Below are 23,092 nucleotides of genomic sequence, written 5' to 3'. Positions count from 1 at the left end.
ATGCGAGCACAGCGCTCGGGTAGATCCACACCCACCGGGAGGACTGCATCGTGACCGCACAACGACCTGCACAGATCGCGCGGCTGTCCGCGACGGTGGCCGCCGGGGCCGCCAGCCTCTGCCTCACCGTGGCCGCGGGTGCCTACATCGTCAACAACATGCCCCAGCTCGTGCCGCCGCACGACGACCCCGCCCCCGCCGACATCGCCGATCCGGGGGAACACCACCGGGCCGACGACTCGGTCCGCGCCGTCTCCGACGACGTGGTCGAACTGGCCTGGACCACCGAACGCTTCGTTCCCGAGGCAGGCCGGGCACCGGCCGTCAAGCACCAGACCGCCACTGCCGCGACACCGCAGAGCAACCAGGCACTGGACGGCCGGGCGCTCGAGGGCAGACTGCGCATCGGCACCACCTATGTCGGCGCCCAGGCCGCCACGCCGCGCACCGACATCGTCAGCTTCACCGTCGATACGAACGCGCTGAACAAGGCGGGCAAGTATCTCGGCATCACCACCGAGCCGGTGGGAGTCACCTCGCTGCACACCGAGGTCGACACCCGCAAGGGCGCGGTGGAATTCGTGCTCTCGGACCCCACGCTCGGACAGCACACCGTGCGCATCGAAGCGCCCGGCGACCAGCCCGGATCCGAGACCGTCGAAGAGCCGACTACCGTCGGCGTGTGATTTCCGGCGGTACCCATGACGGGGTGTACGACTTCTGCGTGATCGGTGGCGGCATCGTCGGTGTCGCCACCGCGCATCGCCTGCTCAGCGCCTACCCCGGCGCGAGCCTGGTGCTGATCGAGAAGGAGAACTCGCTCGGCGCCCATCAGACCGGGCACAACAGCGGCGTGATCCACTCCGGCATCTACTACCCACCCGACAGCCTCAAGGCCCGGTTGTGCCGCGCGGGCGCGCAGTGGACCAAGGAGTTCGCCGCCGCCAACGACATTCCGTTCGAGGTGTGCGGAAAGCTGCTGGTGGCAACCGATTCCACCGAACACGCCCGGATGCTCGACCTCTACGAGCGCTCCATCGCCAACGGTGTTGAGGTGGAGGCCATCGATGCCGCGGAGCTGTCCCGCCGGGAACCCGGAATTCGCGGTGTCGGAGCACTTTTCGTGCCCGCCACCGGCATCATCGACTACGCGAAGGTCACCGCCGCGCTGGCTGCGCAGGTACAGGACATGGGTGGCCGGATCATGCTCGGCACGACCGTCGAGTCGATCGTCGAAACGGACTCCGCTGTCACGGTTTCCGGCCCGAGTGGTGCGGTCGTCGCGAACACTCTTGTAGTCTGCGCCGGTTTGCAGGCCGATCGCCTGGCTCGAATGGCCGGAATCCGCAACGACTTCCGGATCGTGCCGTTCCGGGGCGAGTACTACCGCCTGCCCGCCGAACGCGCCGGACTGGTGCGGACGCTGATCTATCCGGTGCCCGATCCGGCCCTGCCGTTCCTCGGCGTGCACCTGAGCCCGACCATCGACGGCGACCTGACCGTCGGCCCCAACGCGGTGCTCGGGCTGGCCAGGGAGGGCTACCGCAAGGGCAGCGTGAACGGGCGCGACGCCCTCGACGTGCTGCGCTTCCCCGGCGTGCACCGGGTGGCCCGCACCCACCTGCGCACCGGGGTGCGTGAGCTGCGCAACTCTGTGTTCAAACGCGGCTACCTGGCCGAATGCCGCCGGTACTGCCCGGAACTCGGCACCGCCGACCTGCTGCCCCATCGCGCGGGCATCCGGGCGCAGGCCGTGCTGCGCGACGGCACCCTCGTGCACGATTTCCTGATCGAGCGCACGCCACGATCCATCCATGTCCTCAACGCGCCCTCGCCCGCCGCCACCTCGGCCATGCCGATCGCCCGATACCTGGTTGACCAGATCCAGCTTCCAGCAAATAAATAGGATTCTTGTAGTATTTTTGGCCTGTGGGCCACATCAGGTACGCGAGCGACGTCGGCGCGCCCACCGACGCGGCCTTCGCCTATACCGAGAACTTCCAGCACCTCGCACACTGGATGGCAGGCGTCACCTCCGTCACCACACAGGGCGCGGCACCGGCACAGGGACTGGGCGCGAGCTGTTCGCTGAAAGTTCGCCTCGGCGGGGTGATCCCGATGACACTCACCTGCGAGATCACCGAATACCGGCGCGATGCGGTGATCGGGTATACCCTGCGGGGGCGGGTATACGGAACCGTGACACTGCGGTTCGACCCACTCGGCTACGAACGGTCGGTACTGACCGCCGAAGCCGGCTATCCACCACCACGCGGTGCGTTCGGCCGCATGTGCCACGGCCTCGTCGACGCGGCCGCGAGATCGGCACTGCGCCGCACAGAATCGCGGTTGCGAAGGGAGATAGAGGCATTCCACGGTACCGATCTTGTCGGCCGCATCGCCTAGGGTGGCGGTCATGATCATCGTGAGCACCGACGGGTCCTGCCTGCGCAATCCCGGTGGTGCCATCGGCTGGGCCTGGGTGAATCATCAAGGACCGGTGGCCAGCGGGGGAGCGGCCAGCGGAACCAACCAGATCGCGGAACTGCGCGCGGTCCTCGAAGCCATCCTCGCCCACCCCGGCACCGAACCGATGCTCATCGAGAGCGACTCCCAATACGCCATCAAATGCGCCTCGGAATGGATCGGCAGCTGGCGGCGCAACGGCTGGCGCACCTCCACCGGCGGCGCGGTGAAGAACGTCGAGATCATCAAGCAGATCGACCGCGCCATCACCACCCGCGAAGGACCCGTGCGATTCCGCTGGGTCCGCGGGCACGTGGGCAACTACTTCAACGAGCAAGCCGACAAGCTGGCGGGCATCGCCGCCAGGGAAGCCGCGGCACACGGCCACGAACACGCCGCGACACCCGTTACCAACCGAACCACCCAGCCGCGGACCACGGGGAAGCCGGTCGCGCCGACAGCGTCGGGAACACTCACCCTGTTCTGACGCGGCGCGACCGGAGTGCGTCCGCAACCGGCAGTGCCTCCGGCGGAATCGATTCCGCCGGAGGCACTGTCGTACTACCCGATCAGTTACCGGGCGCGGGAGCCGGAGCAGGCGTCTCGGGTGCGGGCTGCTGCGGAGCCCCGCCCGGCACGCCACCCATCAGGCCGCCACCGTTCTTCAGCACCGGCGACTCCATCTTGCTCACCAGCCACTTGTCGCCCTCGCGGTCGAGGGTCATCTCGATCGCGATGTTCATCGGCGGCTCTTCGACACCGGTGATGTTGGAGCTGTACTGCGCCAGCGTCACCATGGCCTTGGCCTGGTCCTCACCGCCGCTGAGGTACGCGCACTGGATGTCCTCACCACGCGACTTCACCTTGCGCTCGACCATCATGTCCTTCAGCAGGTCGCCCGCCTCGGTGAACTGCTGGTTGATGTCGCCGGTGGAGCCCGAGCGCATGTCTTCGAAGTACTTGTCGATGTTGTTCGAGTAGTCGTAGTTGGTGGCCACCCGGCCGTAGGCGCAGGCCGCCTTCGTCGACTCCTCGATGGCGTCGAGCTTGTCGCCCCGGTCGTTGCTCTGCAGGAAGAACACCACCGCGGCGGTGATCGCGCCGACAGCGACAACACCCGTACCCGCCGCGACCAGCCAGCCGACCGGGCGTTTGCCCCCGGACGACGCGGCGGGCTCCGCGGGGGCCGCTGCCGCCGTGGCGGCGGTCTCGGCCGCCTTCGGCGTCTCGGACTCGGCCTTGTCGAGCTTCACCGTCTCGTCGGCGGTGGTCTCGGGAGCGGCCGATTCGGGCTTTTCCGCCGGGGTAGCGTCCTTCTTGCTCTCGGCGTCGTCGCTGGTCATCTAGATCAATCCTGCTCTTTCCCGGCACACACTCGCACCGACTTCGTTCGTTGGCCCGTGAGGCGGGCCACAGTGTCCCCCGCCGAGTATGCCCGGTCCCACGCCGGAGCGTAGGACCGGGCATGGTCTCACTTGGCCGGAATCGGGGTGCGTTCGTTCGGATCGACACCCGGAGGCATCTGCGCACCGTTGTTGGGCACATTCGGGCGCGGCGCGTTGGCCGAACCACGGATCTGCAGATCGGCGGGCGGATTCACGCAGTAGTTCCACTTCGGGATCGACCCGTCCTGGACTTCCTCGTTGCGCCGGTACTCGGTGTTGTAGTTGCAGGTCGGGCGGGGCCAGATATCGAGGATGGTGTGGAACTCACCGTCGTGCGCGGGGACCGCGATCGCCCCGAGGCCTTGGGCCAGCGAGGGGAACAGCAACCGCAGCGCCGGCTGACGCAACTGCGCCGCCCGGGTGATGGCGACGAAGTTCGCCGCGAGCCCGCTGATCGGATCGGCGGTCTTGTCCAGCACCGCACCGAGCGCCTCGAACTGGGCAGGCGAGTTGTCGAGCACGCTCTGCAGCTCGGCGTTGGCGTTGTTGAACTGCGCGAGCAGGGTGCCCGAATTGCTGGTGAGCGTCTGCAGATCCGGCTGCGCGTTCGACGTGGTATCGGCGATCACCCGCAGGTTGGCGATGAGATTCACCGTCTGCGGCAGCAGGCTGTGCAGGCCGGCCACCGCCAGACTCACACCGTTGATCAGGCCGCGCAGCTGATCCGGACCCGCACCGAGCGCGATGTCGAGCTCGGCGAGGATGGTCTTGAACTGCTGCGGGTTTACCTGCCCGATCAGCGCACTCGTATCGTCGAGCACGGCCCACACCGGGACCGGCGTCTTGATCTGCTCCGGGTTGTACTCGATCACCGCGCCGTCACGCAGGAACGGGCCCGCGTCGCTGTTGGGCCGGAAGTCGATGTACTGCTCACCGGCCGCCGACAGCGCCGCCACCTGGATCATGGTGTCGACAGGGATCTTGTAGGTCTTGTCGATCACGGCCTTGACCGCGATGGCCTGGCCCTCGTCGATGAGCTCCACCGTGTCGACCTTGCCGATCCGGTGTCCGCGCAGCGTCACGTCGTTGCCCGGCTGCAGACCACCGGAGCGGTCGAGCGTCACAGTGACGTCGTACTCCGAGCGCAGCGGGTTCACCCGCATCACATTGACCAGCAGGTAGCTGGCGCCGATGATCAGCACGACGACGAGCGCCGAGTTCGCCAGCACGATCTTGCTGCTGAAGAACTTCTTGACCTTGCTCATCGGTGGCCTCCCACTCGGCCCTGGACGATCTGCAGCACCTGGATGAAGCTGCCGACGAAGTCGTTCACGTCCTTCATATCGGGGAACTTGCTGTTGGCCGGATCGGTCAGCAGGCCCACATCGAGGTTCGTCAGCGTCGCGTACGGCGCGAGCGACTTGCCCTGGAAGGTCTCGGTGACCTTCGGCTTGATGTCGATCAGCTGATCCATCACGTAACCGAAGCTGTCACCGGAGGCCGCGAGGGCGTTCATCAGGTTGTCGAGGTTGGTGAGCAGTTCGGAGAGCTGGTCACCGGTGGTGTTGGCGTAGTCACCGAGCGCGGCGCTGGCCGTCGACACCTTGGCGAGCAGATCGCCGATGGCCCGGTTGTTCTCGGCGATCGCGCCGATGGCCTGCGGCAGGGTGTCGGCCACCTGACCGAGCTGGGCCTTGTTCGCCTCGATGGTGTTGGCCAGGGTGTTGAACTCCGAGAGCACCGCGTCGACGCGGGCGCTGTTGTTGTTCAATTCGCCGACGACACCGGTCATCTGGGTGATGAGGTGCGCCAGGTTGCCGCCCTGGCCGTTGAGGATGGAACCGAGTTCGGTGCCGAGCCTGCTGAGGCTGGCCACACCGCCGCCGTTGAACAGCATCGACACCGAGATCAGCAGTTCCTCGACGGTGGCGCCCGCGGAGGTGAACTCCTGGGTGAGGGTGTCACCCTCGGCCAGGTTTCCGCCGGTGCCGGTGTTGTTCTTCGGCCTGTTCAGGGCGATGAACACGTCACCGAGGGGCGTCGCCTGACGCAACTCGGCGGTGCTGCCCTTGGGCAGGTCGATGTCGGAGCGGATCTGCAGGTCGACGATGGCCGTGAAGTTCTTGGTCTTGATCGAAGAAACCACCCCGACGTCGGAACCACCGATCTTCACCTTGGCCTGGTCGGGCAGGTTGAGCGCGTTGTCGAACTCCGCGTGGATGGTGTAGGTGTCGCCTTCGGCGCCCGGCTTGGGTAGCGGCAGATCTTCCACGGTGAAACCGCAACCGGTGGTGATGGTCACGGTGGCGAGCGCGGTGGCCGCAAGCATGCTGCGGCGGAGTTTCCTCGTCATAGGTCCGGTCATTTCGTGAGTCCCAGCAGTGCGGCGGTGAACCCGTAGTCGGGACCGAAATCCTCCATCTTGCCGGTGCGGCAACCATCGGACTTCATCTGGATCCGCTCACAGAACAGGCTGATCATTTCGCCCGACAGAGCCGTACCGATCAGTGCGTGCAGCCGAACGAAGCCCTTCTCCTTGTTCATCGCGCCGTCGATGTTCTGCATCAGCAGCGGGACGACATCGACGATCTCGACCATCGCACCGGAGTTGGCGCGCAACTGGTTGGTGACGGTGGTGAGCCCGGTCAACGATTCCGACAACGTGTCGGCGTGCTCGCCGAAGGTCGTGGAGGTGTTGGCCAGGAACCCGTTGAGCTGGTCGAGGGTGGCCTGCAGGCCCGGGGCCTGTTCGGCGAGCAGCCCCGACATCTGGGTGACCTGGTTGCTGAAGTCGCGCACCGACTGGTCGTTGTCGGCCAGCATCGTGGTGAGCTCGTTGAGCTTGATGATGATGTTGGAGATCGCGTCCTTGTTGTCGATACCGACCTTCAGGGCCGAGGACAGGGCATCGAGGGTTTCGCGGATCTTCTGGCCGTTGCCGTTGAGTACCGGGTACAGCACCCGGCCCGAGAGCGGGCCGAGCCCTTCCTGGCCCTCTTCGGGCTTGAGTGCGGCGGCGAACTGGTCGATGGTCTTGATCATCGTGTCCAGCTCGACCGGTGTCCTGGTGCGCGCCTTGGGCAGGTGGTCACCGGACTCGAGTGCCTCCCCACCGGTGTAGGGCGGGGTGATCTCGATGTGGCGGTCGGTGACGATCGAGGGGGAGATGATCGCGGCGATCGCCTCCTTGGGGATCTTCACCCCCGACTCGATGGTCATGTGGACCTCGACGAAGGTGCCCTTGGGCACGATCTTGTCGACCTTGCCCACCGGCAGACCGAGGACCATGATCTCGTTGCCCTCGTACATACCCGCGATGTTCTCGAAGTCCGCGGTGATCTTGGTCGAGCGGCCGAGGGCGTCGTCCACCTGGCTGGGCAGCAACGAGCAGCTGCCGATGGTGAGTGCGGTCGCGCCGATCAGCACGGCGCGAACCAGCGCCTTACCGCGTCCGAAATTCAGTTTCATCCTGCGCACCCTTGGATCACCTGTGCGAAGCACAGCCAGTTGTCGGGGAGCAACCACGGCAGCGCGACCGAGCCGTAGTTGCCGTTGCCGAGCGCGTTGTTGAAGTAGCGCGCGGTGGGCTGACCGATCTGCAACAGCTTGTCGAGGTTGTCCTTGTTCTTCTGCAGGCCCTGCGACATGGTGTTGAGCTGCTCGATAGTGCCCGCGAACTGGTTGCCGTTCTGCCCGCCGATCTCCTCGAGCTGACGGGTCAGGGTGGCGATGTTGTCGAGCAGCTGACGCAGCAGGTTCTGCCGTTCCATCACCCGGCTGGCGATGGCCTCGCCCTGGGTGATGACGAGCAGCACGCTGTTGCGGTTGTCGGCGAGCAGCTGGGTGACGCGGTCCAGGTCCTTGAGCAGGCTGTCGACCTCGCCCTTGCGCTTGTCGATCACCTTGGCCAGCGCGCCGACGCTGTCGAGCGCCTGCGCGACCAGCGCGGGCGAATCGCCGAGCTCGCCGTTGATGGTGTTGAGCGAGGCGGCCAGCTTCTTGGTGTCCAGCGCCTCGAACTTCGGGGTGCCGACCTGCACCACATCGGCGATGTCGTAGGGGACATCGGTGTTGGAGCGCGGGATGGTGTCGTTCTTCAAGCCCGATCCGTCGCCCGGCTTCAGGTCGACGTAGCGGGCACCGAGCAGGGTCGCCATCTTGATCGAGGCGTGCGCATCGGGTCCGAACTTGATGCTCGAGTCCACGTCGAGGGTGATGACCACGTGGTCGCCCTCGATCTTGGCGCCCGACACCGTGCCGACCTGGACACCGGACACCGCGACCTTGTCGCCCGTGCTGATGCCCGCGGCCTGCACGAACTCGGCATCGATGGTCTGCTTACCGATCCCGATGAACTGCAGGATGCTCGAGCCGACCAGCAACAGCACGACCACCAGCGAGCCGATGACACCGAGCCAGAAGTTGCGGTTGCCGAGGAAGGTTTTCTTGAGCTTGCTCATCGGCACACCTCCGAGTGCGACGTGCCACCGATCTGGCTGAACAGGCCGCGCGGGAAGAGCACCCCGTACAGCGAGACATCGAGACCACACAGGTAGGCGTTGGCGTGCGTGCCTTCGGAGGTCATGCGGCCGAGGTCGGCGAGCATCGACGGCATGTCGATGGCCACCTGGTCGAGCTTGGCGCCGTTGGCGAGCAACAGGTTCAGTGCTGCGGTGGTGGAGTTCTGCGTAGCGGCCAGCTGCGGCTGGATCTTGCTCATCATCGCGACCAGTGAGGTGGTGGCGTCGGCCAGCGTCGCCGTCGAATTCTGCAGCGACTGGCCCTGGTCGTAGAGCCCGCCGATCAGGGCGCGGGTCTGGGTCACCAGGGTCTCCAGTTCGTCGCCGCGCTTGGCCAGACCGGCCATCACCGCCGACAGGTTGGTGATGACATCGCTCAGGATGGCATCGCGTCGCTGGAAGTCGGTGGCCAGCTGTGCGGCCTGGATGATGAAGGAGGACAACGAGACTCCGTCACCCTGCAACGCCTGGATCAGCGTTTCCGACATCGCGTTCACCTGGGCCGGCTCCAGCGCCTGGAACAGCGGCTGGAAACCGTTGAGCAGCGCGGAGATATCGAACGAGGGCTCGGTGCGCTCGAGCGGGATCACCGAACCGCTGGCCAGCACCTGCGGGCTCGGCGACTTGCCGGGGGTGAGCGCCACATAGCGCTGGCCGATCAGGTTCTGGTAGCGGACAAGGGCTTTGGTGTCGTCGAAGACGTCCTGGTCGCTCTGCACGATGAACGACACCTTGGCGTCGTTCTTGCCGTCGAGCTCGATCTTCTCGACCTTGCCCACACGCACACCGGCCATCCGGACGTCGTCGCCGGGGCGCAGCCCGAGGACGTCGGTGAAGATGGCGGTGTACTTGCGGGTGTCACCGTCTACCGAACGGGCGAGCGTATTCCACACGACCACGATGACGAGCATCGAGACGAGCGCGAAGATGCTGAATCCGATCAGTGGCTTGCGGATACTCATACGCCACCCTCGTTTTCGTACACGGTCAGAATTCCGCCCTTCATGATCGGACCGAGCAGCAGCAGCTCGGAGACCGTCGGTTTGCGGCCGAGGAGTTCGACGATGGCGTCGTTGCCCTGGTAGGAGATGGGCGTACCCGACGGCACCGCGGGTGCCTGCTCGGGTGCGGGCGCAGGCGCGGGTGCGGCGGCGGGCGCAGCACCGGGCAGGCCCGGGATCTGGAACGACGGGACGAGCCCCTCGAGCGGAGTACCGGCGAACGGCGTGATCTCGGTTCCGGCGGCAGCCTGCAGCGGTGCGGCCGGGATGGTGAGGCCCGGAATCTGCGGCAGCCCGGGGATGTTCACCAGCGGCGGCAGACCCGCGGCGGAGTCGAGCGCCCGTGGACGCAGCTTCTCCGGGAGCGGCGGCAGGCTCACCTCGGCGGGCGCGGTGAAGCAGCTCGGGCCGAGCAGATCGCCGTAGCGCGGGCAATCCGCGACGGTGTTGGGCTGGTACGGGGTGAACGTGAGGCCCGCGTTCCAGACCATCTGCTTGCCGCTGGGACCACCGTGGAAGGTGGTGTTCAGCGCGGCGAGCGAGGGACCGAACACCTGGAAGGTCTTGGTGATCGAGCTCGGCTCGTGCGCGACGGCCCCGAGGGTGGCGTTCATGCCCACGGTGACTTCTTTACCCACATCGGGGTTGCTGGCGAACAGGTCGTTGACCCGGTCGGTGGTCGCGCTCGCGCCCATCAGCAGCGCCACCAGCTGGTCGCGCTTGGTGGCGATGGTGTTGGCGGTCTGCACCGAGCTGCCCAGCACGTCGAGCAGTTCCGGCGCCGACTGGTTCAGCGCGTTGGCCGAGGCCGAGAAGTCGTCGAGCATGCCTGCCAGGTTCGGGCCCGCGTCGGAGACGGTGGTGATCCACTCGTCCAGGCGCTGGATGGTCGAACCGGGCACGCGGCCGCTGCCGTCGAGGGCCTGGGTGAGGGTGCCGAGCACACGACCCAGCTGCACCGGGTCGACCTCGTTGAGGATGTCGCGCACCGTGGTGAGGGTGTCCTGCAGCGCGATGGTGCCCTCGCTGCGGTCCTCCTGGATGACCGAACCCTCTTCGAGGTAGTCGGCGGAGGCACCGTTGAAGACCAGTTCCACCGAGGTGACCGCGAACAGGTTGCTCGGCACGATGCGAGCGGTGACATTGCTCGGGACACCCTTGGCGAACTCGGGCTTGAGCTCGATGTTCACCTTCTGTACGGCGCCCTGGTCGACGATGTCGACGTCCTTCACGGTGCCGACGAGCACACCGCGGAACTTCACGTCGGCGTTGGACGGGAGCCCGTCACCGGTGGTCGACAGGTTCGCGGCCACGTTCACCTTGGGTACGAAGTAGCCCTGGTACCTGGCCATGAGGAAAGCGAGAATCACAGCGAAGACGACCAGGCCGCACAGGCCCGCGACGTACAGCTGTTTCATAGTGGGGCCGCGCCCACTGGGATCGATGATCATCTGGCCCTACCCCGAGATCCTGATGCCGGGGTCGACGCCCCAGATCGCCAATGTCATGAACAGGTCGGCGAACACGACCAGGATGATGCACATCTTGATCGCCCGGCCCGCGGCCACGCCGACGCCCTCGGGACCACCCGAGGCGAAGAAGCCGTAGTAGCACTGGATGAACGTGGTGATCATGACGAAGATGATCGCCTTGAGCAGCGAGTACAGCACGTCCGTCGGTACCAGGAATTGGTAGAAGTAGTGCGAGTACGTGCCCGCCGCGGTGCCACCGATGAGCTGCACGGTGACCGCGCAGGACAGATAGGCCATCACCAGGCCGATGCAGTACAGCGGAACGATCGCGATGACCGCGGCCATCATCCGGGTGCTGACCAGGTAGGGCAGCGGGCGGATGGCGATGGAGTCGAGCGCGTCGATCTCCTCGGAGATGCGCATGGCGCCCAATTGCGCGGTGAATCGACAGCCGGCCTGGGCCGCGAACGCCAGCGCCGCGAGCAGCGGACCGAGTTCACGGGTGGTGGCGAAGGCCGAGATGGCACCGGTGATCGGGCTCAGGCCGAGCAGGTCGAGCGAGGTGTGGCCCTGGATGGCGACGGTCATGCCGCCGAAGGCGCTGATGATGAGGATGACGCCGATGGTTCCACCACCGACGACGATGTTGCCGTTTCCCCACGTGACGTCGGAGAGCAGGCGCCAGATCTCCTTCGGATACTGCTTGAACGCCAGCGGAATAGAGCCGACGGACCGCAGGAAGAAGAACACCTGGTGGCCGAGGCGGGCGAGCATGTCGACGGGCGCTTTGCCCGCCGCCTTGAGCTGGCGTATCGGCCGCAGCAGCGGAGGTACATAAGTCGATGACATGGTCAGACCACCTGTGGGGGGAAGACAGCGGCGTAGATCTGCGTGATCGCGACGTTGACGCCGAGCAGCATGACCATGGAACTCACGACCGCCGAGTTCACCGCGTTGGCGACACCGCCGGGGCCGCCACGGGCGTTGAGGCCCGAGTCGCAGGCGATGATGGCGGCGATGATGCCGAAGATGACCGACTTGAGCAGCGCCACCGCGAGGTCACGGGTCACCGCGAACGAGGCGAAGGTGCTCATGTAGGAACCGGGCGTGCCCGCCTGGGCGAAGATGTTGAACATGTAGCCGGTGATGAAGCCGACGAACACGACGAAACCGCAGAGCAGGAAGCTCACCAGCATGGCGGCGCCGAGGCGGGGCGCGACCAGCCTGCGCAGCGGGTCGACACCCATCACCTTCATGGCGTCGATCTCTTCGCGGATGGTTCGTGAGCCGAGGTCGGCGCACACCGCGGAGCCGACGGCACCGGCGATCATGATCGAGGTGACCAGGGGCGCGCCCTGCTGAATGATGCCGAGGCCGTTGGCGGCGCCGATGAACGAGGTCGCGCCGACCTGACCGGCGACCGCGCCGACCTGGATGGACACGATCACGGCGATGGGGATGGCCACGAGCAGCGTCGGTGCGGCGGCGACGTTGGCCATGAACGCGCACTGGCGGACGAACTCGTCGAAGGGGAAGCGTTTACGGAAGATCGCGACGATCAGTTCCGTGATGGCTTCGATACCCATCGTGATCTGTCGACCGAAGGTTTCGAGGGACTTCTTCGGATGGTCTTCCCAAAGGCCCTTGGTCCAGTCCACAGCTTCACTGACCCGTGAACGTTCGGGCGGACTCTTGGTCGACTGCACTGCTATTACCCCTCTCGACGCCAGGCCATCAACACCCCGACGACTTGTTTGCTTGACGCACCTTACTACGGAGTAGTGCAGAACACACCACCGACATGTGAGCGCTGTCATAGATGGATATCACTGTCGGCGGCCCTTATGACCACTGCCATGACGGACCATACAGCCCTGAATTGTCCCGCTTAGGAGTTTGCGCCGGATGTCGTTTCCGAGCACGGACTCCCAGCGTCTGCGGCTGCCGGAAAGAATATTGCGGAAAACTGTCATACATAACGAATGACACGTCTGATTTCTCGCACGGATCACGGGTATAACTCGCCAGGGCCGGCTTCATCACGATTTCGATAGAGAATCGCTATCACTGCCCGGGGTGTCGCGGCGCCTGGTAAGCAGCAATCCGAGGGCTTCGCTCTGGCGCGCCCGGGATCGAATACTGCGGCTATAGACAGACCGTATTGATATCGTGCGAACTTCCGACATCTGGAGGGACATGTTCAGCAAACTCGCGCGTGTGGCCACGGCCGCCTTCGCGCTCACCCTCGGTGCGGCTCTACTCGGCACCGGCGCGGGCACCTCGCAGGCACAACCCGGCCCACCGGTGATCGGCGGCGGATCCGGGATCGTCATCGACAACACCTTCGAATGCACCCTCACCACGGTCGGCCACGACGGCGCGGGCAGGCTCGTCGGCCTCACCGCCGGGCACTGCGGTGACGCGGGCGCACCCGTGGCCGCCGAGGTCGATCGCGGATACGGCGAGATCGGCAGGTTCGTCTACAGCAATACCGAACTCGACTACGCCGTCATCGAATTCACCCCCGGCCGGATCACCCCGGTGAACCGGATCGGCAATGTCACCATCACCGGCGTCGGTGGGCCCGCCCAGTTCCCGACCATCGTGTGCAAGGAGGGCCGGACCACCGGCAACACCTGCGGCATCACCTGGGGCGACGTGTTCGCGACCAATGTGGAGACGTGGTCGCAGATGTGCGTCGTGGAAGGCGATTCCGGTGCGCCGGTGGTGGTCGGCTCGACGCTGGTGGGGATGGTGAACGCCTATCTCGCGGTGGCCTGCTTCGGCCCCGAGGTCGGCACGAACATGTCCGCGATCATGAACGACATGAACGCGCGCGGCGGTCACGGATCCGGGTTCCACCCGATCTGATCGGCGAGTGAACAGACAACGGGCCGCGCGGTCACACCGTGCGGCCCGTCTCGTCGTCGGTGTCTACAGCGTCTGCGCGCAGACGACGAAGCGGCGGGTGTCGTAGACATAGCCCACGTCGGCGTCGTCGGGGCAGTCGTTGGCGCTGGTCGCGTCGCTCTTGATGGTGACGACCCGCACCGGCTCGTTGCCCGAGGCGTTGCAGTCGATCCGGCGTGCGACGAGTTGTTCGGCGGCCACGTCCATGCAGCCACCGACGACCCAGTCGATGTCGAGGCACAGGGCGCCGGTCTCGACGCCGTCGAGGGTTTCGAAGTAGTTCTGGTCGCTGTCGGCGATACAACCGTCGCGGTTGGGCGCCTTGCCGATCACCTTGTAGTTGGCCGAGCGGCTGCCGCACGAGGCCTTCTCGATGGTGGCGTCCTCGGCGGTACCGCCGAGATTCACACAGTCGCCGACGCTGGCCTGGAAGTCGGTGGTTCCACCCTTTTTGGTGGTGGGTGCCGGTTTGCTCGTCGTCGACTTGCCCGGTTTCTTGGTGGTCGGTGCGGCGCTGCTGGTGGCGGGGACCACGTCGATCGCCGGCTGCGCGTAGCCGTCGATGGTGCCGCCGCACGCGCTCGAACCGAGCGCGAACGCCGTGATGGCGAGCGCGCCGGCCAACCGGCGGATGGACAGATCTGCAAACACCTACTGTGAATACACCACCGAAGCCACCGGCGTCGACCCGATCCGGTCGGCGGATCGCTACGCAGCATCAGGAGGTTGGGCCGATGGTGTCAGCAACAGCGGGCGAGCCGGACGCGGGAACGCCGACCGCGCCACGGCAGATGCGCATCGATCCGAGGTTCATCCGGCTGGCCGACCACTTCTTCGGGATGTTCCAGCAGCCGAGCCGCGGGGGCGGTGCGCTGGCGATCTACCTCGACGGACGCCCGGTCGTCGATGTCTGGGCGGGGTGGGCGGCCAAGGATCAGCGGTGGAACGGCGGGCATGTGGCGCTCACCTTCTCCACCGGTAAGGGTGTAGCCGCCACCGTGCTGCACCGGGTGGCCGAGCGGGGGTTGATCGACTACGAGGCGCCGGTCGCGGAGTACTGGCCCGAGTTCGCCGCGCACGGCAAGCACGACATCACCGTGCGCGATGTGCTGTCGCACCGGGCCGGGTTGCATCGGGTGCGCGGGCTGGTTCCGGGCCGCGAGGGGATTCTCGACTACGGCGCGGTGGTGACGGCCCTGGCCGAGAGTCCGGCCGACCCGCGCCGCATCCGCACCTCCGGGTACCACGCCATCACCTTCGGCTGGCTGGTCTCGGAGATCCTGCAGCGCGCGACCGGCGAATCCTTCACCGAGCTGTTGCGCCGGGAAGTGGCCCAGCCCTTGGGCACCGACGAGTTCTGGTTCCAGGTGCCCGTCGCGCAGCGCCGCCGGATCGCGAAGATATTCCCGCATCTCGCACCGCCGGGTATCCGCTGGAACACCGCGTCGTCGGTGTTGTCCTGGGTGCGGCCCGTGCGTGGCCTCGCGGAGGCGGGGATGCCGGAGAGTTTCGACGAACTGGTGCGCGATCCCCGCGTGCACGACGCGGTGATGCCCGGCTGGAACGGGGTGTTCTCGGCGCGGGCGCTGGCGCGGATGTACGGCGCGCTGGCCAACGGTGGCGTTGTTTATACGGGTGACGCGGAAAATACTGTGGCCGACGGTGATTCGCCGGTGCAGTTCCTGCGCCCGGAGACGATCGAGCAGATCAACCGCACGCAGCAGACCGAGAGCCGTGACTACGTGCTCGGATTGCCGTTGCGGTTCACCCTCGGCTACCACCGGCCCGTGTTGATGACCAAGCAGCAACCACGACATGCCTTCGGCCACTACGGAGTCGGCGGCTCCGGCGCCTACGCCGATCCCGATCTGGGCATGTCGATCGCGTTCGTCACCAACCGCCTCGGCAACGCGGTGACCGCGCTCGGGGACGCACGGCTGGCCAAGCTCGCCGCCATCGCCCAGGGCACCGTGCGGCGCACCCGCGCCGAGCGGTAGTCGAACCGGACGCGGGCGCACACCGTAGTACCCGGCATGAGAGGTCAGCGGCCGGAGGCGGCAGCGAAGCGTAACCACGGAGGCCGCCCGAGCATGCCGATCGGACACAGCATGAACGGTCAGCGCCCACCACGCCCCGCCCTGCTGCACGGCTTGGCCGCAGGCCTCGATTTCGAGGGCTACCTGCGTCGACGTGCGGCGAGCGGTGACCCGTTCGCGGTCGGTTTTCCGGGATTTCCGCCGGTGTTGTTCACCGGGACCGCCGAGGGCGCGCGCGAACTGTTCCGGGCGCCGGTCGAGCTCGTCGACCCGCCGCGGCCGAACCCGATCGAGCCGATGGTCGGCACGGCGTCACTGATCCTCAGTTCAGGGCCGCGTCATCGCACGGATCGGGCCATGCTCGCGCCCGCGTTCCACCGCGCGAAGGTGCGGGCGCTGGGCGAAGTGATCCGGGAATCGACGTTGCGCGAACTCGAATCCGACAGTGGTACAGGGGTTTCCTGGCCGGTCGGCAGCCGGGTCGACGTGCTGACGAAGGCACGATCCATCACCCTGCGCACGATCCTCGCGGCAGTGTTCGGCGCTGGTGCCGACAGTGAATACGCCGACGCGGTCGACGATTTCCTCTCGACCTTCACCACGCCACTACTCGTAGCTCCCGTTTTGCGCCGTGCCACCGGCGGTTTCGGGCCGTGGGACCGCTTCGTCGCGGCCAGGAGCCGGCTCGATCGGCGGCTGCTCGCAGGCATCGCGCGCCGTCGCGCCGAGGGCCCGGCCGCGGGCGATCTGCTCGATCTGCTGCTCGCCACCCGTTACGAGGACGGCTCCGCGCTGACTGATTCCGAACTGTGCGAACAGTTGCGCACCCTGCTCGTCGCCGGGCACGAGACCACCGCGACCTCACTCACCTGGGCGTTGTATCACCTGCATCGCGAACCCGGCCTGCTCGCCAGGCTCACCGACGAGCTGGCACAGACGGGCGACGACCCGGCCGAACAGGCCACCGCGCCGCTGCTCGACGCCGTCTGCCAGGAGACGCTTCGCCTGCACCCGGCGGTGCCCATCGTGCTGCGGCAGCTGCGCGAACCGTGGCGCTGGCGTGGGGTCGACGTGGCCGCCGGACAGACGATCGGGTTGGCGGTCGGTGTACTGCACAGCCAGGCGTCGATCTGGCCGGCACCACGAATGTTCCACCCCGACCGTTTCCTCGGCCGCAAGTTCACCCCGTTCGAGTACGCGCCGTTCGGCGGCGGTCATCGCCGGTGTATCGGCGCCACGCTGGCCGAATACGAACTGCGCGTCGTGCTCGCCACCCTGCTCACCCGCGCCCGGTTGCGCCTCGACCCCGCGCTGGCCCTCGGCCGCCGGCCGCGCACGGTGCCGCACAATCTCGCGACCGCGCCGAAACGGGCGATCCACTTCACACGCACGGCGTGATCTCCCTCACTCCAGGTTTGAGAGTCACATGCGTGTGCTTCCGGACCGTGGTGCCGACGCCTTTCCGACTCGCCGCCCTGAGCGTGGCGTTTGACGAAAGCCGCTGAGTCACAGGTTGTTATGTGACACAGCGCACAGCGTTGCCGTTCCGTGATCGCGATGCAACGGAGCTGGCACGTTGTCACCCCGGACGGGTAGGAATGAGCGGTCAGGGTCGGGGCGTCGTTACCCCGTGGAGACCCCATGCGGACTCCGCGTCATTCGAAGATATAGACGAGGAAACCTAATGCACTACGAGGCAAACCGGCAGCAATCCCATCGGCTTCGCCGTGGTCTGCTGCTGACGGCGGCGATCGCGGCCACCGGCGCGCTCATCGCTGTTCCCGCGCAGGCTCAGCCCGTGCTTCCCGGCGCGGGTTCCAGCAACCCCGTGGTCGAGCAGCCCGCGCCGCAGGCGACGTTCGCGCCGCCGAACATCAACATCGCCGACGGCGAGACGGTCGGTGTCGCACAGCCGATCATCATCACCTTCAAGGACCCGATCGAGGATCGTGCGGCCGCCGAGCGGGCCATCAAGGTCACCTCGAGCGCCAACGTGCCCGGCAACTTCTACTGGACCGGCGACAAGCAGGTGCGCTGGAAGCCCACCGAGTTCTGGCCCGCCAACACCGACGTGACCGTCGTCGCCGGCGGCACCACCAGCTCGTTCCACATCGGTGACGCCCTCGTCGCCACCGTGGACGACGCCACCAAGGTCATCACCGTCACCCGCAACGGTGAAGTGGTGCGCGAGATGCCCACCTCGCTCGGCAAGCCCGGCTACGAGACCCCCAACGGCACCTACATCGTCGGCGAGCGGCTCGAGAAGATGACGATGGACTCGTCGACCTACGGTGTGCCGGTCACCGACCCCGAGGGCTACAAGCTCGAGGTCGAGTACGCCACCCGCCTGTCCAACAGCGGCATCTTCATCCACGCCGCCCCGTGGTCGGTGGGTCAGCAGGGCTACTCCAATGCCAGCCACGGCTGCCTGAACGTGAGCACCGAGGATGCCAAGTGGTTCCTGGAGAACTCGCGTCGCGGTGATGCGGTGATCGTCACCGGCACCCAGGGCCCCACCCTGAGCGCGGGCGACGGCCTGGGCGACTGGAACTAACAGCCCGGCGCCACTGATTCCCCAGCGGCACTGAACAAAAGCCGAACAATACGATCAAACCAGGTCGTGTTGTTCGGCTTTTTGCTGTACTCGTCTTTGTGCGCCCGATGTTCAGGAAATCGGCGGGCAGGGTTAACCAGCGGTTCGCCATGCGCCGTAAAGCTGCCGCGGTGCGTAGCAGTCCGGAGCGGGTTCTTCCCGTGCAGCGAGGTCGTGGCCTGAGAAATCGGCCGTGGCAGGACTACGCGTTGTTTCTGTTACTCGTAGTCCCGAACTTGGTTCTGCTCGGGATGTTCGTCTACCGGCCGCTGGCAGACAACATCCGGCTCTCGTTCACCGACTGGAACATCGCCGACCCCGTCGCCACGCCCATCGGTTTCGCCAACTACGTGGAATGGTGGCAGCGCGACGACTCCTGGAAGGTCGTCGGCAACACCGTGATCTTCACCGTCGCGGCGGTGGTCGTGAGCATGGCGCTCGGCCTGGCGCTGGCGATGTTGCTCGACCGGAAGTTGTTCGGGCGCAATGTGGTTCGCTCTGCCATCTTCGCGCCGTTCGTGATCTCCGGTGCGGCGATCGGGGTGGCGTTCCAATTCATCTTCGACCCCAGTTTCGGGCTCGTGCAAGATGTGTTGCACCGCCTCGGCGTGACGAATGTGCCGGATTTCTACCAGGATCCGCAGTGGGCGTTGTTCATGGTGACGATCACTTACATCTGGAAGAATCTCGGATACACCTTCGTCATCTATCTGGCGGCATTGCAGGGCGTGCGGAGCGAACTGTTGGAAGCCGCCGAAATGGATGGCGCGAGCCGGTGGACGACATTCACCAAAGTACTTCTGCCGCAACTCCGTCCGACTACATTCTTCCTTTCGATCACGGTATTGCTGAACTCGCTTCAGGTATTCGACATCATCAATGTGATGACACGTGGCGGGCCGCTCGGCAACGGCACGACAACCATGGTCTTCCAGGTGTACGAGGAGTCGTTCCGCAATTTCCGGGCGGGCTACGGCGCGACTGTCGCGACGATCATGTTCGCCGTGCTGCTCGTGGTGACCCTGATCCAGGTGCGCGTGATGGATCGAGGTGAACGATGAAACACGTTGGTCCCGAAACGGTTTCGTATCGCAGGCGGGAACGCGCGATCACCCTGCTCGGGTACGCGGCGATGCTGTGCGTGCTCGTCATGGTCGGGGTTCCGCTGTTCTGGATCCTCATCACCTCGTTCAAGGACCGCGCCGACATCTACACCCAGCCCGCGGTGTACTGGCCGCACAGCTGGCACCCGGAGAACTACGGGCACGCCACGACGACCGTCCCGTTCTGGACGTTCCTGCGCAACTCGCTGATCGTCACCGGGGTGGTGTCGGCGGTGAAGTTCGCGCTCGGGGTGTTCAGCGCATACGGCCTGGTGTTCCTGCGCTTCCCCGGCAAGAACATCGTGTTCCTGGCGATCATCGCCGCGTTGATGGTGCCCAACCAGATCACCGTCATCTCCAACTACGCGCTCATCGCACAGCTCGGTTGGCGCAACACCTTCCAGGGCATCATCATCCCGCTCTGCGGCGTGGCCTTCGGAACCTTCCTCATGCGCAACCACTTCCTGTCGCTACCCGGTGAGGTGATCGAGGCCGCCCGCATGGACGGCGCCAACTGGTGGCGGCTGCTCACCCGTGTCGTGCTGCCGATGTCAGGGCCGACGATGGTGGCGTTCGCGGTGGTCACGCTGGTGAACGAATGGAACGAATACCTCTGGCCGTTCCTGATGGCCGACTCCGCCGACGTCGCCACCCTGCCGGTGGGGCTCACGCTGCTACAGAACACCGAGAACCCGAGCGTCACCAACTGGGGTCCGGTGATGGCGGGCACGGTGCTCACCATGCTGCCGATTCTCGTGGTGTTCCTCGCGCTGCAACGTCACATGATCAAAGGCCTCACCTCCGGTGCGGTCAAGGGTTGATTCTCGAACAGGAGATCCACGTGTCAACTTCACGATTTCCGGCGCTGAGCCGTCGCGGCTTCCTCGGCCTGTCCGGCGGTGTCGCCGCCGGTCTCGCGCTCACCGCTTGCGCGGGCACCGGCGGCGGGTCCGGTGGTGGCGGCGACGCGAACACGATCACCTTCTGGTCCAATCACCCCGGCACCTCCAAGGAACTCGAGCTCGAGCTCATCAACCGGTTCCAGGCACAGCACCCCGAGCTGAAGGTGAACCTCGTCGACGCGGGCAAGAACTACGAGGAGGTGGCGCAGAAGTTCAACGCCGCGCTCACCGGTGGTGACCTGCCCGATGTTGTTGTGCTGTCCGATGTCTGGTGGTTCAACTACGCGCTGACCGGTGCCATCGAACCGCTCGACGGGCTGTTCGGTGACGCGGGGGTGAAGCTCGACGACTACGTCGATTCGCTGGCCGCGGACTACCTGTTCGACGGTAAGCACTACGCGCTGCCGTACGCGCGCTCGACGCCGCTGTTCTATTACAACAAGGATGTGTGGGCCAAGGCGGGGCTGCCCGATCGTGGACCGAACTCGTGGCAGGAGTTCGACGAGTGGGGGCCCAAGATCCAGTCGGTGGTCGGCGGCGACAAGTTCGCGCATGCCTGGGGCGATGCCAAGAACTACCTCGGCTGGACCTTCCAGGGCCCGAACTGGACCTTCGGCGGCGCCTACTCCGACAAGTGGGCGCTGAAGTTCACCGATCCCGGTTCGATCGCGGCCGCCACCTACCTGCGCGAATCGATCAATGTGAAGAAGTACGCGGCGATCCGTCCGCAGATCGCCGTCGATTTCGGGACCGGGGTCGCCGCCTCGACCATCGCTTCCACCGGTGACCTGAAGGGCATCCAGAAGAACGCGACCGGCAAGTTCGAGCTCGGCACGGCATTCCTGCCACATCCCAGTGGGCCCGGCGTCACCACCGGTGGTGCCGGTCTCGCGGTGCCCTCGCGCATCTCCGCCGAGCGGAAGGTGAACGCGCTGAAGTTCATCGAGTTCGCGACCAATGCCGCCAATACGGCGTACTTCTCGCAGAACACGGGTTACATGCCGGTGCGCAAGTCGGCGGTGAGCGATCCCACCGAGGTGGACTTCCTCGCGAAGAACCCGCACTCCAAGACCGCCATCGACCAACTGGCGGTGACCAAGTCGCAGGACTACGCGCGGGTGTTCGTGCCCGGCGCCGACCAGATCATCGGCACCGGATACGAGCAGATCGGTCTGCAGAACGCCGATCCGGCAACGGTTCTCGCGAAGGTCGCCGGTGACATCCAGGCGATCATCGACCGGCAGATCACCCCCAAGCTGCCCAAGTAGTCCCCGCGTTTCGAGGAGAAGTCCATGGCGACAGTGCAGTTCGACGGTGTTACCCACCGCTATCCCGGCAGCGAGACCGCCGCGGTCGACGCACTCGATCTCGATATCGCCGACGGCGAATTCCTCGTGCTCGTCGGACCGTCCGGGTGCGGCAAGTCGACCAGCCTGCGCATGCTCGCCGGGTTGGAATCGGTGGAGGACGGCACGATTCGCATCGGCGATCGTGATGTGACCGGCCTGCCGCCCCGGGCGCGCGATGTGGCGATGGTGTTCCAGAGCTACGCGCTGTACCCGAACATGACGGTGGCGCAGAACATGGGCTTCGCGCTGCGCAACGCGGGAATGTCGAAGTCCGACACTCTTGTTCGCGTGCGCGAAGCCGCAGCCATGCTGGAACTCGAGCCGCTGCTCGACCGCAAACCGGCGAAACTGTCGGGCGGGCAACGGCAGCGGGTGGCGATGGGGCGGGCGATCGTGCGCCGCCCACAGGTGTTCTGCATGGACGAACCTCTGTCCAACCTGGACGCGAAACTGCGGGTGAGCACCCGCTCGCAGATCGCCGCCCTACAGCAGCGCCTCGGCACCACAACGGTGTACGTCACCCACGACCAGGTGGAGGCCATGACCATGGGCCACCGCGTCGCCGTGCTGCGCGAAGGCACCCTGCAGCAGATCGCCGCACCGCGCGAACTCTACGACGACCCGGTGAACACCTTCGTCGCCGGTTTCATCGGCTCACCCGGCATGAACCTGCTCGAAGCCCCCGTCACCGACGGTCACGCCGTCCTCGACGGCCTGCGAATCCCGTTGCCGCGCAGCGTTACCGGTGCTCGGGTGGTCCTCGGCATCCGTCCCGAATCCTGGGAGGTCACCACCGACCCCGACGGCATCACCGTCGTCGCCGAACTCCTCGAGGAACTCGGCGCCGAATCCTTCGTCTACACCCACGGCGCGGGCACCGACTGGTCCACCCGCGCGGGCAAAATCGTCGTCCGCGTGGACCGCCGCTTCCACACCACCCTCGGCGAAACCCTCCACCTCCGCCCCAAACCCGAAGAAATCTTCTACTTCGACGCCGAAACCGAACTCCGCCTCCGCTGACCTATTTCAGCCGGCGTTGTCAGCGGCTGCTGGACTTCAGATCCGGTCGTTCTCAGCGCTGTGTCAGCGGAGCTGAATTGTTGCGTGTTCGCGGGCTCGGGTTACGGCTTCGGTGATGCCCTTCCGGAAGGGGAGGCCGTGGCCGGGGAGGACGAGGGGGGCGTCGAGGGGTTCGAGGGCGCCGAGGGCGTTCAGGGCTTCTTCGGTGTTGTGGTGGAAGAACTTCGGGAGTAGTTGGGGGCCCTGGTGGTTCGAGGTGGGGTGGGCGGTGATGAGGGCGTCGCCGGTGGCTATGGCGCCCTGGGTGGGGAGGTGGAAGGCGGTGTGGCCGGAGG

General features: G+C 66.0%; 22 protein-coding genes and 1 pseudogene. 12 read left to right on the top strand and 11 right to left on the bottom strand.

All coding sequences use genetic code 11. The features are described from left to right. Positions 1–50 precede the first annotated feature (50 nt). The 4 genes from HYG95_RS15020 to HYG95_RS15005 are packed head-to-tail and all read left to right on the top strand — an operon-like array spanning position 51 to position 2,953. Positions 51–686, top strand: coding sequence for a hypothetical protein (locus tag HYG95_RS15020; protein ID WP_181698562.1), 636 nt, complete (start codon positions 51–53; stop codon positions 684–686). Beyond that, positions 683–1,906, top strand: a complete 1,224-nt coding sequence (gene lhgO / locus HYG95_RS15015) for an L-2-hydroxyglutarate oxidase (protein WP_181698561.1) — start codon at positions 683–685, stop codon at positions 1,904–1,906. Before HYG95_RS15020 ends, lhgO begins: the two co-directional genes overlap by 4 nt. A gap of 23 nt (positions 1,907–1,929) precedes the next feature. Continuing rightward, positions 1,930–2,406: an SRPBCC family protein gene (locus HYG95_RS15010; protein ID WP_181698560.1), complete on the top strand. Its 477-nt coding sequence runs from the start codon at positions 1,930–1,932 to the stop codon at positions 2,404–2,406. Positions 2,407–2,416: 10 nt separating this feature from the next. Further along, positions 2,417–2,953, top strand: a complete 537-nt coding sequence (locus HYG95_RS15005; RefSeq protein WP_181698559.1) for a ribonuclease H — start codon at positions 2,417–2,419, stop codon at positions 2,951–2,953. A gap of 82 nt (positions 2,954–3,035) precedes the next feature. On the opposite strand, the gene HYG95_RS15000 is transcribed toward HYG95_RS15005, so the two are convergent. The 9 genes from HYG95_RS15000 to HYG95_RS14960 all read right to left on the bottom strand — a co-directional run bounded on the left by HYG95_RS15000 (position 3,036) and on the right by HYG95_RS14960 (position 12,550). Then, positions 3,036–3,809, bottom strand: coding sequence for a hypothetical protein (locus HYG95_RS15000; protein ID WP_181698558.1), 774 nt, complete (start codon positions 3,807–3,809; stop codon positions 3,036–3,038). A 128-nt stretch (positions 3,810–3,937) separates the two neighbouring features. Then, positions 3,938–5,116, bottom strand: coding sequence for an MlaD family protein (locus HYG95_RS14995; RefSeq protein WP_181698557.1), 1,179 nt, complete (start codon positions 5,114–5,116; stop codon positions 3,938–3,940). Continuing rightward, entirely contained in the window at positions 5,113–6,204 is a 1,092-nt protein-coding gene (locus HYG95_RS14990; RefSeq protein ID WP_181698556.1) for an MCE family protein, read from the bottom strand. The genes HYG95_RS14995 and HYG95_RS14990 overlap by 4 nt, the downstream gene beginning before the upstream one ends. Before the next feature lie 8 nt (positions 6,205–6,212). Continuing rightward, entirely contained in the window at positions 6,213–7,319 is a 1,107-nt protein-coding gene (locus HYG95_RS14985; RefSeq protein WP_181698555.1) for an MCE family protein, read from the bottom strand. Continuing rightward, a complete protein-coding gene (locus HYG95_RS14980) occupies positions 7,316–8,311 on the bottom strand; it encodes an MCE family protein (RefSeq protein WP_181698554.1) in 996 nt (331 codons plus the stop codon). Before HYG95_RS14980 ends, HYG95_RS14985 begins: the two co-directional genes overlap by 4 nt. Further along, positions 8,308–9,333: an MCE family protein gene (locus HYG95_RS14975; protein ID WP_181698553.1), complete on the bottom strand. Its 1,026-nt coding sequence runs from the start codon at positions 9,331–9,333 to the stop codon at positions 8,308–8,310. The genes HYG95_RS14980 and HYG95_RS14975 overlap by 4 nt, the downstream gene beginning before the upstream one ends. Next, a complete protein-coding gene (locus tag HYG95_RS14970) occupies positions 9,330–10,823 on the bottom strand; it encodes an MlaD family protein (RefSeq protein ID WP_255495375.1) in 1,494 nt (497 codons plus the stop codon). Before HYG95_RS14970 ends, HYG95_RS14975 begins: the two co-directional genes overlap by 4 nt. Positions 10,824–10,829: 6 nt before the next feature. Then, positions 10,830–11,693 (bottom strand): ABC transporter permease, encoded by an 864-nt coding sequence (locus tag HYG95_RS14965; RefSeq protein ID WP_181698552.1) that lies wholly within the window; start codon positions 11,691–11,693, stop codon positions 10,830–10,832. A 2-nt stretch (positions 11,694–11,695) separates the two neighbouring features. Further along, a complete protein-coding gene (locus tag HYG95_RS14960) occupies positions 11,696–12,550 on the bottom strand; it encodes an ABC transporter permease (RefSeq protein WP_181698551.1) in 855 nt (284 codons plus the stop codon). A 490-nt stretch (positions 12,551–13,040) separates the two neighbouring features. Between HYG95_RS14960 and HYG95_RS14955 the strand changes: the two genes are divergently transcribed. Further along, a complete protein-coding gene (locus HYG95_RS14955) occupies positions 13,041–13,715 on the top strand; it encodes a S1 family peptidase (RefSeq protein ID WP_181698550.1) in 675 nt (224 codons plus the stop codon). Positions 13,716–13,778: 63 nt separating this feature from the next. On the opposite strand, the gene HYG95_RS14950 is transcribed toward HYG95_RS14955, so the two are convergent. After that, on the bottom strand, positions 13,779–14,405 hold the full coding sequence (locus HYG95_RS14950) for a hypothetical protein (protein ID WP_181698549.1): 627 nt from the start codon (positions 14,403–14,405) through the stop codon (positions 13,779–13,781). 83 nt (positions 14,406–14,488) lie between these two features. On the opposite strand from HYG95_RS14950, the gene HYG95_RS14945 reads away from it, so the two are divergent. The 7 genes from HYG95_RS14945 to HYG95_RS14915 all read left to right on the top strand — a co-directional run bounded on the left by HYG95_RS14945 (position 14,489) and on the right by HYG95_RS14915 (position 22,757). Further along, positions 14,489–15,751 (top strand): serine hydrolase domain-containing protein, encoded by a 1,263-nt coding sequence (locus HYG95_RS14945; RefSeq protein WP_255495374.1) that lies wholly within the window; start codon positions 14,489–14,491, stop codon positions 15,749–15,751. A 93-nt stretch (positions 15,752–15,844) separates the two neighbouring features. Next, a complete protein-coding gene (locus HYG95_RS14940; protein WP_255495373.1) occupies positions 15,845–17,188 on the top strand; it encodes a cytochrome P450 in 1,344 nt (447 codons plus the stop codon). A gap of 286 nt (positions 17,189–17,474) precedes the next feature. Then, positions 17,475–18,344 carry an Ig-like domain-containing protein gene (locus HYG95_RS14935; protein ID WP_181698548.1) on the top strand — a complete coding sequence of 290 codons (870 nt, stop codon included), beginning with the start codon at positions 17,475–17,477 and terminating at the stop codon, positions 18,342–18,344. A 149-nt stretch (positions 18,345–18,493) separates the two neighbouring features. Next, positions 18,494–19,444: a carbohydrate ABC transporter permease gene (locus tag HYG95_RS14930; RefSeq protein WP_181698606.1), complete on the top strand. Its 951-nt coding sequence runs from the start codon at positions 18,494–18,496 to the stop codon at positions 19,442–19,444. After that, positions 19,441–20,307 (top strand): carbohydrate ABC transporter permease, encoded by an 867-nt coding sequence (locus tag HYG95_RS14925; RefSeq protein WP_181698547.1) that lies wholly within the window; start codon positions 19,441–19,443, stop codon positions 20,305–20,307. The genes HYG95_RS14930 and HYG95_RS14925 overlap by 4 nt, the downstream gene beginning before the upstream one ends. 20 nt (positions 20,308–20,327) lie before the next feature. Beyond that, positions 20,328–21,656: an ABC transporter substrate-binding protein gene (locus HYG95_RS14920; RefSeq protein WP_181698546.1), complete on the top strand. Its 1,329-nt coding sequence runs from the start codon at positions 20,328–20,330 to the stop codon at positions 21,654–21,656. Positions 21,657–21,680: 24 nt separating this feature from the next. Then, complete coding sequence (locus HYG95_RS14915; RefSeq protein WP_181698545.1) at positions 21,681–22,757, top strand: ABC transporter ATP-binding protein; 1,077 nt, start codon at positions 21,681–21,683, stop codon at positions 22,755–22,757. A gap of 63 nt (positions 22,758–22,820) precedes the next feature. Here the strand turns inward: HYG95_RS14915 and HYG95_RS14910 are convergent. Continuing rightward, positions 22,821–23,092 (bottom strand): annotated as a pseudogene (locus tag HYG95_RS14910) (MBL fold metallo-hydrolase); the annotation flags it as partial.

It is taken from the genome of Nocardia sp. GTS18 (assembly GCF_013839555.1).
GTDB lineage: Bacteria > Actinomycetota > Actinomycetes > Mycobacteriales > Mycobacteriaceae > Nocardia > Nocardia rosealba.
Note: the sequence above shows the minus strand (reverse complement) of the source record. Positions and strands in the feature narration are given on the sequence as shown.